This is a genomic window from Bordetella sp. 15P40C-2 (genome assembly GCF_009763235.1).
Taxonomy (GTDB): Bacteria; Pseudomonadota; Gammaproteobacteria; order Burkholderiales; family Burkholderiaceae_B; genus Bordetella_A.
The window spans coordinates 1-14,062 of sequence record NZ_WSJA01000035.1; the positions used below are offsets into that span (position 1 = coordinate 1).

Consider the following 14,062-nt stretch of genomic DNA (forward strand, 5'->3'; position numbering starts at 1 on the left):
GTTCTGGCTCGGGCTCGACGACGGGTTCGGGCTCAGGTTCCGGCTCGACGATGGGCTCGGGTTCGGGATCCGGCGGCACGACCTCGGGCTCCGGCTCGGGCGGTACGGGCTCCGTCTGCGGTTCTGGCTGTGGCTCTTCGGCGGGCTCGGCCTTGGCGGTTTCGGGCACAGGCGCCTCGATCACGCTGACCATAATGGCCTCGGGTTCGGTCAACTCCGGTTTCGTCTCCTCTGGCATCCAGAATATCGCTCCCAGAACCGCCATATGCACTGCCAGCACCGTGAGACCGGCGCCTATGCGTAAAGCTGTGGAGGACTGCGGACCAGAAGACCAACCGTGTTGAAGACGAGGCATGAATCAGCCAAAAAGCGTCAGAGTGTGCGCCGACCACGCCGCCGGCACCACGCCGGAAACGCCGATACCGGCAAATTCCAAGTCCGTCATCATATAGCAAATGCGAATGATTCGCACATACTTTTGGGCATTTGTTTCTGAATATGGACATCTACCGTGTCAGCGCTCGGCCACGCTGACGCTTACGATCCCTCCTTATCGTCCTTCCTCTGTTTGCGGTCTATATGACCCATATCCCGGCCCGGATCGATTCTGTCGCGCACCCGTTGCTTCAATGCCTTGGCATCGGGGAACCCTCCATCGTTTTGGCGGTCCCATATCAGTCGCTCGTCACAGTAAATGCGAAATACGCCTCCCGTGCCGGGCACTAGCGTCACGCCACCGAGATCGGTACTGAAGGTAGATAGCAGCTCCTGCGCCATCCACGCGGCCCGCAGCAGCCACTGGCACTGCGTGCAATAAGTAATAGTCACTTTAGGACGATTCGTATCCGTCATGTTGTCAATCTCCTAGCCAGCGGTGCATCGATGACCCGCGGCATCATGATTAGCGGGCCCGCGCGCGCGCCTGCCCCATCGGCCACCCCAGCATCTTGCAGCGCAGCACCGGCAACGGAATCACAATACAATAGAGAGCGTTCCGCCGGCAGTTTGGGGAACATTCGTTCTGCGCCGTTCGAGGCGCATCGTCGTCGCTTGTGCCGCGCCCCGGGGGCTTGGCTAGTGCGCCAATTCCCTGCCCTGTTTGCTGTCATGCCTGGTAGTTCCGCTAATTCTTTCCTGCGTTCGCTCTGCATGCTGCGATGGCTCGCCATTGCCGGCCAGGCGGCGACCGTGCTGGTCGCCAGCTACCTGTTGGATCTGAGCCTGCCGCAAGGTCCATTATGGGCGGGCATCGGCGTGTTGGTGACGTTCAATCTCTACGCCACGCTTCGGGTGCATCGTAATCGCGCCGAGGTCAGCCCCGGCATTGCATTCGCCCATCTGCTGGTTGACATCTCGGTGCTGGCCTGGATGCTCGGCTGGAGCGGCGGCATCCACAACCCGTTTGGGCTGATGTTCCTGATCCTGATCGCACTGGCTGCACTGGCGCTGCCGCGCGGCTGGGCCCTGGCGGCCGCCATGGCTTGCCTGACGGGGTATTTGATCTCGGGACTGTTCGGTCAGCCTCTGGTGGGCTACCACAACCCCTATTCCCTTATCGTCTCGGGCATCGCCGCCAGTTTCCTGATCTCGGCGATGGTCGTGCTGGTTTTTTCGACGCGTCTGGCCGCTGATCTGCGCAGCCGCGAACGCGAGCTGGCGGCGCTGCGTGAACGCTTTACCCGCAACGAAGGCATCGTCGCCCTGGCCACGCACGCCGCAGCCATGGCGCACGAACTCAATACCCCGTTGGCCACGATGACGCTATTGGCTGACGAAATCGCGGCCGAGGTCGAGACCGACGAACTGCGCGCCGATGCCGAGCTGCTCGGCCAATTGCTCGCGCTTTGCCGTGAACGCATACGCAATCTGGCAGTACCCACCGAAGTCGATCTGGTGCGCGAGGTCAGCCAGTGGCGTCTCGTGCGCCCGACCATCGAGCTGAATCGCACGGGCGACTTGCCCAGCACGCTGCGCATCGAGCCCGCTATCTCTCATTTAATACAGGCATTGCTGAATAACGCCGCCGATGCCGGCGAAGCCGCCGGCAACCCGCGCGTGGACCTGCATCTGGAATATCGCGACGGTGCACTGGAAGGCGAAGTGCGCGATCATGGTCATGGATTCGATCCCGATCATTCACTTTTGCCCGCGACCAGTCTGTTCAATAGCGAGAAGCCGGGCGGTCTGGGTGTGGGACTGGCGTTATCTCACGCCACCGTCGAACAGCTTGGCGGCGAAATGACCATGACCCCTGCCGAAGGCGGCGGCACGCGTATCCGCTTTCACCTGCCCCTGACGCCGCTGGCGACAAGGGGCACCGGAGTTACTGCATGAACACCTCAGAAGTCGGTCTGCTGATCGATGACGACGAACTCTATCTGCGTACGCTGCAGCGCAGCCTTGCGCGCCACAACCTGGAAACGCGTATCGCCACCAGCATCGCCGAAGCGCTGCGCGTCGCCGAAGAGACCCTGCCCTCGTTTGCGCTGGTGGATTTGCGCCTGGGCGAAGATTCCGGCCTCACGCTCATCCGTCCGCTGCGCGCCTTGCGCGCGGATATGCGGATTCTGCTGGTCACCGGATACGCCAGCGTGGCCACAGCGGTAGAAGCCATCAAACGCGGTGCCGATGACTATTTGCCCAAGCCTGCTACCGCGCCCATGATTTTGCGCGCGCTCGGCCTGACCAAGCCGGAATCGGCCGCGATCGAAACAACGATGACGCCCTTGCATCGTCTGGAATGGGAACACATTCAACAGGCCTTGCACGAAAGCGGCGGCAATGTGTCGGCGGCTGCGCGTCTGCTTGGCATGCACCGGCGTTCTCTTCAACGCAAGCTCGCGAAAAAGCCGGGACCGGAACGCGATATGTTGGTCGATTGAAGCTGTCGTTCACGCGGCGAGTGCTGTATGCTAGGAATCCGAAAGCCACAGACCGCGTCCACGTGCCGGACACACACGCACGAAGCCACGGAACGCGTTGGAAGACGAATGTTGACGTTTTCCATCATATTCGGCTCCTTTCAAAGCGAATGCTTTGATTACCCTGCGACGAATTGTCGCACCCGGTTTGCCGCAATGAATTCGGCTGGCCCCTAAGGGTCACAGGCGTTTACAATACCGCCGCTTTTTCCGCGATGCGACCTTTAGTCGCACCTTTGTGTTGCATCAAAAGACTAGCATTGCGGCTTCACCGCAACCTGCGTCGTCACACCACGCAGGCTGCATTTCTTGCCGGTTTCGGCAGTTAACCCCACAAGGTTGTACGTGAAACACCCCCACTTCACCACAGTCGGGCGAACGCTCGGTATTGGTGCGCTTATGCTGCTCAGCGGTTGCACGTTGGAAGTGCTTGCGCCCAAAGGCGACATCGGAGCCCAAGAAAAGACCCTGTTGATCACTGCCACGGCACTTATGCTGATCGTCGTGGTCCCCGTCATATTCATGACGCTGTATTTCGCCTGGAAATACCGGTCGACCAATACGAAAGCGGTCTATATGCCGCGCTGGTCGCACTCGACGCGCATCGAATTGGTGGTCTGGACCATTCCGCTGATCATCGTGGCCATTTTGGCCGTGCTGACGTATCGCTCTACGCACGCGCTGGATCCGTATCGTCCCCTCCAGTCGGAGGTCAAGCCGATCAATATCGACGTCGTCTCGATGGACTGGAAGTGGCTGTTCATCTACCCCGATCACGACATCGCCACCATTAACGAGATCGCATTCCCGGTCGATACGCCCGTGAACTTCCGCATCACGTCCTCCGACATGATGAACGCGTTCTTTATTCCCCAGCTCGGCAGCATGATCTACTCGATGGCCGGCATGGAAACCAAGCTGCATCTGAACGCGACCGAAGCTGGCACCTACGCCGGCATCTCGGCCAACTACAGCGGCGCGGGCTTCTCGGGCATGCGCTTCAAAGCGATTGCCACGACCAACGAAGGCTTCCAGGAATGGATCGAAAAGGCGCGCGCGACCAACAACCCGCTCACGCCCCAAACGTACGAAGCCTTGCGTAAGCCCAGCGAGAACGTGCCCGTTACCTTCTACTCCAGCGCTCCTGCAGGCATGTTCGACAACATCATGCACAGCACGATGAGCAAGATTGCTGGCGTGGATCCGGCAAGCTGCACGCCCACGTCCAAGAATTTGATCGCAGGAAATAACTGATGTTAGGCAAACTCTCTCTTGAGTCCTTTCCGTTTCACGATCCCATTATTCTGGGAACGTTTTGCGCGGTGGTCTTGGGCGGTATCGCACTACTGGGTACCCTCACCTACTTCGGAAAGTGGAAATACCTGTGGACCGAATGGTTCACCTCGGTGGACCATAAACGCATCGGCGTGATGTACATCATCGTTGCGCTGATCATGCTGCTGCGCGGCTTTGCCGACGCCATCATGATGCGTGGTCAACAAGCCGTTGCGGTGGCGGATTCGGCGGGCTTCCTGCCGCCGCACCACTACGACCAGGTCTTTACGGCCCACGGCGTCATCATGATCTTCTTCATGGCGATGCCCTTCATCACGGGCCTGATGAACATCGTCGTACCGCTGCAAATCGGTGCGCGCGACGTGGCCTACCCGTTCCTGAACTCGCTGAGCTTCTGGCTGTTCTGCGTGGGCGTCGTGCTGATGATGCTGTCGCTGTTCGTCGGTGAATTCGCCGCGACCGGCTGGCTGGCTTATCCGCCGCTGTCCGGGCTGGAAGGCAGTCCGGGCGTAGGGGTTGACTACTACATCTGGGCACTCCAGATATCCGGGGTCGGCACAACGTTAAGCGGTATCAACTTCATCGTCACCATTCTGCGTATGCGTACGCCGGGCATGACGCTGATGAAGATGCCGGTCTTCACGTGGACCGCGCTGGTTACCAACATCCTGATCGTCGCTGCCTTCCCCGTGCTGGCCGCTACGCTCGCGCTGCTGACCGCTGACCGCTACCTGGGCATGCACTTCTTCACGAACGATCTTGGCGGCAACGTCATGATGTACGTGAACCTGATCTGGATCTGGGGTCACCCGGAGGTTTACATCCTAATCCTGCCCGTGTTCGGCGCGTTCTCGGAAATCATCGCCACCTTCTCGAAGAAGCCGCTGTTCGGCTACAAATCCATGGTGTACGCCACGTCCGCCATCGGTATCCTGTCGTTCCTGGTCTGGCTGCACCACTTCTTCACCATGGGCGCGGGCGCTGACGTCAACGCATTCTTCGGTATTGCCACGATGATCATCTCGATCCCGACTGGCGCCAAGGTGTTTAACTGGTTGTTCACCATGTATCGCGGCCGCGTCGAAATGACCACGCCCGTGCTGTGGACCATCGGTTTCATGGTGACCTTCGTGATCGGCGGCATGACCGGCGTGATGATGGCTATCCCCGGTGTGTCGTTCGTGCTGCACAACTCGGTGTTCCTGATTGCTCACTTCCACAACGTGATCATCGGTGGTGTGGTGTTCGGTTGTATCGCCGCCATGACCTACTGGTTCCCGAAAGCGTTCGGGTTCAAGCTGAACGAGCGTCTGGGCAAGTACTCGTTCTGGTGCTGGCTGATCGGCTTCTACCTGGCCTTCATGCCGCTGTACATCATGGGTCTGAAGGGCATGACGCGTCGTCTGAACCACATCGAAGATCCGACGTGGCAGCCGTACCTGATCGTGGCCTTCATCGGCGCCTGCTTTATCGCGGCTGGTATTGGCTTCCTGTTGCTGCAGATCTTTGTCAGTATCCGCGATCGCAAGCAGAACATGGACCTCACTGGCGATCCCTGGGGTGGCCGTACGCTGGAATGGTCGATTTCCTCGCCCGCGCCCTTCTACAACTTCGCCCATCTGCCCAAGGTCGATCACCTGGATCAGTGGTGGGAAGACAAGGAAACCGGCAAGGCCTACCAGCGTCCGACGCACTACGAAGACATCCATATGCCGCGTAACACTGGCGCCGGCGTCTTCATCGGTTTCTTCGGCCTGGTGATGAGCTTCGGTCTGGTGTGGCACATCTGGTGGTTGGCCATCGTCGGTTTCGTCGGCATGATCGGTTCGTTCATCGCACGTGCCTATGACCGTGACGTGGACTACTACGTACCCGCCAAGGAAGTCGAGCGCATCGAATCCGCCCATTTCGCCAATGTTCAAAAGGCCGTCTGAGCCATGAGTCACGCTGCAACTGTTCATACCCACGGGTCGGGCGCACACGCCGGACACCATGACGAGCATCACGATGACGGATCCAAAACCACAATGGGGTTCTGGATCTACCTGATGAGCGATTTGCTCATCTTCGCGGTGCTGTTCGCCACCTACGCTGTTCTGGGCAATGCCACGGCCGGCGGCCCGACCGCCAAAGACCTGTTCGAACTGCCCTTCGTGCTGGTCGAGACCATGCTGCTGTTGATCAGTAGCTTCACGTTCGGCATCGCCATGCTGAACATGTACGCCGGAAACAAGGGCAAGCTGATCGGCTGGCTGGTTGTGACGGGTCTGTTTGGCGCCGGGTTTATTGGAATGGAAATCTACGAGTTCCTCCATTTCATCCACATCGGCGCTGGCCCGGATCGCAGCGCGTTCCTGTCGGCGTTCTTCACGCTGGTCGGCACGCACGGTCTGCACGTCACCTTCGGTCTGATCTGGATCATCGTCATGATCGACATGGTGCGCCGCTACGGCCTGAATCCGGTCACCAAGCGTCGCATGGCGTGCCTGAGCCTGTTCTGGCACTTCCTGGACATCGTCTGGATCTGCGTGTTTACCTTCGTCTATCTCCTGGGAGCGCTCTGATGTCGCACCACACGACCTCTATCGCAGGCCATGGTCATGATCACGACCATGACCACGCCAACCACGGTTCGGTGAAGTCCTACATCGTTGGCTTCATCCTGTCGCTCATCCTGACCTTGGGATCGTTCGGCTTGCTGATGGTCGAAGGCGTACCCCGGCAGTGGATCGTTCCGGGCATCATGATTCTGTGCGTAGCGCAGCTCTTCGTACAGCTCGTGTTCTTCCTGCACATGGGCACGTCCAAGTCGCAACGCGACAATCTGCAGTCGTTCATCTTTGCTTTGTTCGTGATCGCGATCATCGTGCTGGGCTCGCTCTGGGTGCTGCACAACATGAACGCGAACATGATGCCGGGCATGTAAAGTTGGTGTGAATGTCATGCATCACGAACAACGACTAACGGCATTTGCCTCATCTGAATTGCTCGGGTATACTGCCGTCCTCGTTGATCGTGATGCAAAACATCACGCAGCATTCGGGGGTGCTTAGCTCAGCTGGTAGAGCGGCGCCCTTACAAGGCGTAGGTCACAGGTTCGACCCCTGTAGCACCCACCAAAACCCCGAATCAGGCGTTACGCTTCTAGCGTAAAGCCCAATAAAAAAGGCACCGGATTATCCAGGTGCCTTTTTTGTTATATACGCAACCATCAATCAGTTGACGGCGTCCTTCAGGGCCTTGCCCGGACGGAACTTCGGCACTTTGGCCTTTTTGATCTTGATCGTCTCACCGGTACGGGGGTTGCGGCCCGTACGGGCTGCGCGCGCCGACACCGCGAACGTGCCAAAGCCTACCAGCGTCACCGTGCCACCCTTCTTGAGCGTGGTCTTGACGGCACCGATCAGGGCATCCAGCGAGCGGCCGGCAGCAGCCTTAGAGATGTCGGCCTTGCTGGCGATATGATCGATGAGTTCGGTTTTGTTCATTCAGGATTACCCCTCACAAGGTATTGGTTCTGTGGGATGCGCGCTAACACCAGAACAGCCGGGCGCCAGCCACGAGGTAGATACGCCATTTGGGTTGCCGCGCATATCGGCGCCCCCGCCAGACGTCAAGGCGAAATTGCTACGTCGCGGAGGCGCCCGTACCGACAGAGGCACGCGCACATCAGCGACGCCAGAACATATTAGGCCTCGGGTCGCGACGCCGTCAAGAGGACATCCGGCCTGTAACCCGCGTGGATATTAGCTCTTGGGCTATCACCGCCCGATCGCGCAACGATGAATTTCCGCAACAATCCCGCAGGCCCGTCGCCACGAATCGCAATAGATCAATGGCGACAAGAACCTAGCTACGACATCCTTGCAACGCTTGATCGAAATCGTGCAACAAATCGGCCTGATCCTCGATACCCACCGAAACGCGGATCAGACTATCTGCAATCCCCATTTGCGCACGCCGCTCCGCACCCATCTCGTAATAAATGGTGTGTGCCGCCGGCAATGCCAGACTACGGGTGTCTCCCAAGTGCGTCGCCATCAGCACGATCTGCAATCGATTCAAAAAATCAAAGCAGTCGATGCCATCGGCCAGCTCTATGCCCAGCAGACCGCCGAACCGATTGTTAAACAGCTGCGCGGCGCGCGCGTGCTGGGGGTGAGTGGGCAGACCGGGGTAATGGACCTTGGTCACGCCCGGGTGAGCATCGAGCATCTTCGCCAGAGCCAGCGCGTTGCTGCAATGCGCCGCCATGCGCAGAGCCAAGGTCTCGGCGCCGACGGCGATACGGTGCGCGGCATCCGCTGACAACGTGCCACCCATATCGCGCAGGCCCTTCTTCTTGATCTGCAATAGACCCCAGCCCGTGGACGCCCCCTTGCGATAACTGTCGTAGATGTTGGGATAGCTGGCCCAGTCATACAGACCAGTATCGGTGATCGCGCCGCCCAGCGCATCGCCATGGCCGTTCACATATTTCGATAGCGAATTCATCACCAGCGACGCTCCCACCGAGCGCCCTTGGAACAACCACGGCGAGGTCAAGGTGTTATCAATCACATACACCAGCCCGCGCTCGCGGCACAGCTCCCCAATGCCGGCGAGATCGGCGATCTGCGTGCCGGGGTTAGCGATGGTTTCCGTAAAGACCATGCGCGTATTGGGCTGCACGGCCGCGCGAACCTGTTCCATGTCGGTCGGATCGACATAGGTGACTTCCACGCCGAGCTCCATCAGCGTCAATAACAGGCTGTTGGTATTGCCGAAAACATACTGGCTCGACAGCAAATGATCGCCCTTGCGCAACAGAGTCGTGAACACCGCCGCCAGCGATGCCATCCCCGTCGCGAAGCTCACGCTGGCGACACCGCCTTCCATCTGAGTGATCTTGGCTTCGAGCGCGGCCGTCGTCGGCGTGCCCTGACGGCCATAGGTGTAGCCTGCCTTGCCTTGAAACACGGCAGCCAGCTCACGAGCGTCCGCATAGGCGAACTCGGAAGAGGTATGGATGGGCTTATGCACCGCGCCGTGCTCGACGGTTTGATGGCGGTCGGAATGGAGGATCGTAGTTGTGAAGCCGTTCTTGTGCATGATGGGCAACTGAATAAGTAATTAGGTCGTTTAGCGTGCCGGATTGGCGACCTGTATCGCCGCAGCCGGGGCACTAAACGCAAGCGCGTCGCGGTCAGGCTTGACGCTGGCGCACCGATTCATAAAGACACACGGCGCTCGCCACACTGACGTTCAGGCTCTCGACCGAACCCAGCATGGGAATCGTCACCAATTGGTCGCAGGTCTCGCGGGTCAAGCGGCGCATGCCCTCGCCTTCCGCGCCCATGACCCACGCCATCGATCGGCGCGCATCCACGGCATGCATGCTTTCCGTGGCCTGATCATCCGTGCCCACCAGCCACACATCGCGCTCTTTCAACTTGCGCAGGGTGCGCGCCAGATTGGTAACGGTGATGTAGGGAACCGTATCGGCAGCCCCGCAAGCGACACGCTGCACGGTGCTATTGAGCCCTACCGCGCGATCGCGTGGCGCGATGACAGCATGCACGCCAGCCGCATCGGCCGTGCGCAGACATGCGCCCAGGTTATGCGGGTCGGTGACGCCATCGAGCACGAGCAATAACGCGGGCCCTTCGATGGTGTCGAGCACCTCGTCCACATCGACGGCGAGCAGTCGCTCTTCGGCCAGAGCGACCACGCCTTGATGCCGGGTGCCACGCGCCAGCCCGTCCAGGCGTTCCATGGTGACGGGATGCACTTTGCGACCCGCCCGCTCGGCCTGCTCGATGAGGCCTTGCATCCGCTTATCGCGGCGCGACGTCTCGACGTAAATATCTTTAATGGAATCCGGCGCATGCCGCAGTCGCGCGACGACCGCGTGGAATCCCGCCAGAACTTGGGCTGACGCCATGAGAAATCACCTTATTTTGCATAGAAACCGGCGGGCATTCAGGCGACCGCCGGCCAGCAGCGGGTCACCCCGACCGCCGGCTCAGACGTCATGTTACTGCGCCAGCCGCCCTCGTGCGAGGCGAGACCCCGTTTAACGGCGGCCGCGAGCGGACGTTTTTTTGGCAGGAGACCGTTTTTTCGCCGGGGTAGCGACCTTGGCCGCTCGTTTTGCCTCGGCGCGACGCTGCTTGGACGTCTGTCCCTTAAGAGCGGCGGGCTTGGGCGCGGCGGCTTTTTTGAACTTGCGCGGTTCGTCCGGGTTACGTGCGGCTGCCTTGCGCAGCGCATCGAAAGTCGTACCCTGCACCAAACGAAATTCGATGCGGCGCGCTTCCAGATCCACGCGCGCGACCTGCACCTGCACCTTATCGGTCAGGCGATAGCGCATGCCCGTACGTTCGCCACGCAGCTCATGCAGTGACTCATTGAACTGGAAGTACTCTCCCCCAAGCTCGGACACGTGCACCAGCCCCTCGACATGCAGTGTGTCGAGTGTGACGAAAATGCCAAAGCTCGCCACGCCAGTCACCGTACCGCTGAAGTCCTCGCCTACGCGCTCTTTGACGAACCAGCATTTGAGCCAGGCCTCGACATCGCGAGAGGCTTCATCGGCGCGACGTTCGCTGGCCGACAACAACAGACCCAATTTTTCCCAGGTCGCGTGCTCATGTTCGCGCTGAGTGCGTCCGATCACCAGCGGCTGGTCTTCCAGGCCGGGCACATAACGCTCCCCGGCCAACAACGCCTTGATCACCCGATGCGTGAGCAAATCGGGATAGCGACGAATCGGCGAAGTGAAATGGCTATAGCCGGGATACGCCAACCCGAAGTGCCCGACATTTTCGGGACTGTAGATGGCCTGCTGCATGGAACGCAGACACATCGTTTGGAGCAATTGAAAATCTGGTCGTCCTCGTACGGAATCGAGGAATTCGCCATAGTCCTTAGCCGTGGGGTCATCGCCACCACCGAGCGACAGACCCATCGTGCGCAAGAACTCGCGCAGCGATGTCAGGCGCTCCGGCGTGGGGCCCTCGTGGATACGATACAAACCCGGATGCTTGCTGCGAGTCATGAAGTCGGCCGCGCAGGTGTTCGCGGCCAGCATGCATTCTTCGATCAGCTTGTGAGCATCGTTGCGCACCACACCCACGATCTGCTCGATGCGCCCGAGCTCGTTGCACAAAATCTTGGTTTCGACCGTGTCGAAATCAATGGCGCCGCGTTTTTTACGCTGCTGCACGAGCAGCTGATACAGCTCATGCAGATACCGCACATTCGGCATGATGTCGCCGAGACTGTTCGCGGCGGGACCCGTCGGCTGCTGCAGCGCTTCCCAGATCTGGGTGTAAGTCGTACGCGCGTGCGAGTGGATGACGGCGTTGTAGAACTGATAGGCCGTAATGGTGCCGGCCTTCGCGCCACTGGCGGGGATCACCATGTCGCAAACCAACACCAGCCGGTCCACGTGGGGATTCAGCGAACACAAGCCGTTCGAGAGTGACTCCGGCAGCATGGGTATCACCCGGCGCGGGAAATACACGCTGGTGCCACGCTCCAGCGCGTCCTCATCCAAGGAGCTATTTGGCGTCACATAGTGACTAACGTCCGCGATCGCGACCAACAAGCGCCAGCCCGGACGCTTGCGTTGACCGGTGCCCAACTCGACAGGCTCGCAATAGACCGCGTCGTCGAAGTCACGCGCGTCTTCGCCATCGATCGTGATGAACGGGACATCGCGCAAATCAAAGCGCTCTTTCAAATCCGCTTTGCGCACCACGTCGGGCAAGCGGCTGGCTTGCTTGGCGGCAGCCTCGGAGAACTCCACGGGCACGTCGAACTTGCGCACGGCGATCTCGATTTCCATACCGGGGTCGTCGATTTCGCCTAATACTTCATACACGCGACCCATCGGCTGGGTATGGCGCGTCGGCTGTTCCATGATCTCGACCGACACGACCTGCCCATGCTGGGCGCCGTTGGTGTCGCCGGGAGGGATCAAAATGTCGTGCTTGATGCGCTGATCCTCGGGCACCACGATGGACAAACCGTGTTCCTGCAAAAATCGACCAACGAGTTTGTTGGTGCGCCGCTCCAGCACCTCGACGATCACGCCCTCGGGTTTGCCGCGGTATTCGCCAGACGGCTTGACCAGCACCCGATCGCCATGCAGCACCTTGAGCATTTCGCGGGGCGACAAGAACAAATCCTGGCCGCCATCATCGCGCAGCAAAAATCCGAAGCCATCGCGATGGCCATGTACCTTTCCCGCAACAAAATCGAGCTTGGTCGCCAGCAGCAGCACGCCTTTGCGATTGGGCAAGAGCTGCCCGTCACGCTCCATGGCGTTCAAGCGACGTTCAAAACCCACCATCGTTTCTGGGCGTACTACCCCCATGCCCTCGGCCAGCTCGGCCGGCGACAGAGGCGCGCCCGCCGAGCGCAGCGCATCAAGGATGGCCTCGCGACTGGGCACATCCGGATCGAAATCAGGTGGCGTTTCGGGCAAAGCGGGTCCCGATCTGCCGTTGTAATTGTTATTGGAGTCTTTCTTCGATCGTTTTGCCAAAATTAAAAATCCTGTATATAATCTTTTGCTTCTGTGGTCTGCCCGAGGCTGATCACTGTAGCAAACCTAAGCAGTATCTCAAAGTACTAATTTGGTTGGGTTTCTGATACGTCTCTATTTATTTGAAGCGTATCATACAAAGGCCCTTAGTTTGCGCAGTGCCCAGGTGGCGGAATTGGTAGACGCGCATGGTTCAGGTCCATGTGCCGCAAGGTGTGGAGGTTCGAGTCCTCTCCTGGGCACCACGGAATTCAGACGGTCTGATCGTCACACTCCCCCGGCAGCCTTCGTGGTTCCCGGGGGTTTGTTTTTGGCGGTTACTCGGCGACAAGAGCGCGATCTTGAATTCATTGGATCACCGCTTATGCCTCACCCTCTCAAAATGCTCACCCAATATCACTTCTCGCGTTGCCTGCGCGCCCTGCTCCCTTCGCGCAATACGTGATGCTGTAGATAACGCTCGTGCCCCATCGCGGCGATTTGTGTGCTCACCAGCGCATCAAACGGCGCAAGGAGGGCATCGTAATTCTGCGGGGCTTCGAGTGCGTTGAGCGACAGCACAATGGCCTCTATTGTCGACAGCGCGCTCGCGTCCTCCGCATGCCGTATCCGATAGCGCGTCAGCGTGCCCGCTGGCAGGGTCACTCGGGGCAACGCCGCTAATCCGGGATGGTGTGACAACAACTGCCGTGCATGACGCCAAGTGCCGTCGGGCACGACAAGCAAGCTTGGGGTGTAGGTGGGTTCCATAACCGAGTCCCGGGTCAACACGGTCGCGTCCTCTCCGGGAAACAGCAGGTGCGGGCGATAGCCCTCGACTTGCCACACCGCCGAATCAAATTCCGTCCCGACATGCAGCTGCGCATTTTTCAATCCCAGGACGGCGAGTCTTGCCGTATTCAAGGCGTGGCGCGATTCATCGGGATGCTGCAACACCACGACTCGTGTACGGCTATCGAGGGCAGGGATTAAGCTGCATAGACAGTGAGTTGCGGGCCGATGGCAGCGCTCACACATCGCGCGCTTGCGCACGACGCCGTTGGCCATGGCGGCGCCGCTAGCATCATTGCCGCTCGCCGCATCGCCAGCTGCTACACCACTGATAGCGGCCGTTGCAGTACGCGCGTCTGCGCCGCGTGCTTTTGAAGGAGACATTCCCATGAAAACGGCGCCTATGAAAACGTGGTTCGTCCGATGCGGCGAGACCCGCCCGCAATTTTTACATTAAATTGGCATTCGATTTGCGCACTGCCAAAAAAGCGTGCATAATTCGCGTCCTCTGATGTTCAAACGCATTTAGAAATAAGCGCGT

General features: G+C 59.4%; 12 protein-coding genes, 2 tRNA genes and 1 pseudogene. 8 read left to right on the forward strand and 7 right to left on the reverse strand.

Features of this window, described 5'->3' with window-relative positions; all coding sequences use genetic code 11:
• Both GOQ25_RS15060 and GOQ25_RS15065 read right to left on the reverse strand, forming a co-directional pair.
• Nucleotides 1–355 (reverse strand): annotated as a pseudogene (locus GOQ25_RS15060) (energy transducer TonB); the annotation flags it as partial.
• 182 nt (nucleotides 356–537) lie between these two features.
• Nucleotides 538–852, reverse strand: coding sequence for a SelT/SelW/SelH family protein (locus GOQ25_RS15065; RefSeq protein WP_160351303.1), 315 nt, complete (start codon nucleotides 850–852; stop codon nucleotides 538–540).
• A 255-nt stretch (nucleotides 853–1,107) separates the two neighbouring features.
• On the opposite strand from GOQ25_RS15065, the gene GOQ25_RS15070 reads away from it, so the two are divergent.
• The 7 genes from GOQ25_RS15070 (at nucleotide 1,108) to GOQ25_RS15100 (ending at nucleotide 7,336) form a co-directional block, all read left to right on the forward strand.
• On the forward strand, nucleotides 1,108–2,334 hold the full coding sequence (locus tag GOQ25_RS15070; protein WP_160351304.1) for an ATP-binding protein: 1,227 nt from the start codon (nucleotides 1,108–1,110) through the stop codon (nucleotides 2,332–2,334).
• Nucleotides 2,331–2,882 (forward strand): response regulator transcription factor, encoded by a 552-nt coding sequence (locus tag GOQ25_RS15075; protein WP_160351305.1) that lies wholly within the window; start codon nucleotides 2,331–2,333, stop codon nucleotides 2,880–2,882. The genes GOQ25_RS15070 and GOQ25_RS15075 overlap by 4 nt, the downstream gene beginning before the upstream one ends.
• A gap of 384 nt (nucleotides 2,883–3,266) precedes the next feature.
• Nucleotides 3,267–4,175, forward strand: a complete 909-nt coding sequence (cyoA, locus tag GOQ25_RS15080; protein WP_160351306.1) for a ubiquinol oxidase subunit II — start codon at nucleotides 3,267–3,269, stop codon at nucleotides 4,173–4,175.
• Entirely contained in the window at nucleotides 4,175–6,151 is a 1,977-nt protein-coding gene (cyoB, locus tag GOQ25_RS15085) for a cytochrome o ubiquinol oxidase subunit I (RefSeq protein WP_160351307.1), read from the forward strand. Before cyoA ends, cyoB begins: the two co-directional genes overlap by 1 nt.
• A 3-nt stretch (nucleotides 6,152–6,154) precedes the next feature.
• Nucleotides 6,155–6,781, forward strand: coding sequence for a cytochrome o ubiquinol oxidase subunit III (gene cyoC, locus GOQ25_RS15090; protein WP_160351308.1), 627 nt, complete (start codon nucleotides 6,155–6,157; stop codon nucleotides 6,779–6,781).
• Nucleotides 6,781–7,143 (forward strand): cytochrome o ubiquinol oxidase subunit IV, encoded by a 363-nt coding sequence (gene cyoD, locus GOQ25_RS15095; protein WP_160351309.1) that lies wholly within the window; start codon nucleotides 6,781–6,783, stop codon nucleotides 7,141–7,143. The genes cyoC and cyoD overlap by 1 nt, the downstream gene beginning before the upstream one ends.
• Nucleotides 7,144–7,260: 117 nt before the next feature.
• Nucleotides 7,261–7,336 (forward strand) — tRNA-Val (locus GOQ25_RS15100).
• Nucleotides 7,337–7,432: 96 nt separating this feature from the next.
• Here GOQ25_RS15100 and GOQ25_RS15105 read toward each other — a convergent pair.
• The 4 genes from GOQ25_RS15105 to rnr form a co-directional block, all read right to left on the reverse strand.
• Nucleotides 7,433–7,705, reverse strand: coding sequence for an HU family DNA-binding protein (locus GOQ25_RS15105; RefSeq protein WP_003812968.1), 273 nt, complete (start codon nucleotides 7,703–7,705; stop codon nucleotides 7,433–7,435).
• Nucleotides 7,706–8,066: 361 nt separating this feature from the next.
• Nucleotides 8,067–9,308 carry a cystathionine gamma-synthase family protein gene (locus GOQ25_RS15110; protein ID WP_160351310.1) on the reverse strand — a complete coding sequence of 414 codons (1,242 nt, stop codon included), beginning with the start codon at nucleotides 9,306–9,308 and terminating at the stop codon, nucleotides 8,067–8,069.
• A 94-nt stretch (nucleotides 9,309–9,402) separates the two neighbouring features.
• Nucleotides 9,403–10,140 (reverse strand): 23S rRNA (guanosine(2251)-2'-O)-methyltransferase RlmB, encoded by a 738-nt coding sequence (gene rlmB / locus GOQ25_RS15115; RefSeq protein ID WP_160351311.1) that lies wholly within the window; start codon nucleotides 10,138–10,140, stop codon nucleotides 9,403–9,405.
• 132 nt (nucleotides 10,141–10,272) lie between these two features.
• Nucleotides 10,273–12,750, reverse strand: coding sequence for a ribonuclease R (rnr, locus tag GOQ25_RS15120; RefSeq protein ID WP_202109498.1), 2,478 nt, complete (start codon nucleotides 12,748–12,750; stop codon nucleotides 10,273–10,275).
• Nucleotides 12,751–12,910: 160 nt separating this feature from the next.
• Between rnr and GOQ25_RS15125 the strand changes: the two genes are divergently transcribed.
• A tRNA-Leu gene (locus tag GOQ25_RS15125) sits at nucleotides 12,911–12,995 on the forward strand.
• 151 nt (nucleotides 12,996–13,146) lie between these two features.
• Here the strand turns inward: GOQ25_RS15125 and GOQ25_RS15130 are convergent.
• Entirely contained in the window at nucleotides 13,147–13,767 is a 621-nt protein-coding gene (locus tag GOQ25_RS15130; RefSeq protein ID WP_236844607.1) for a tRNA-uridine aminocarboxypropyltransferase, read from the reverse strand.
• Nucleotides 13,768–14,062 lie beyond the last annotated feature (295 nt).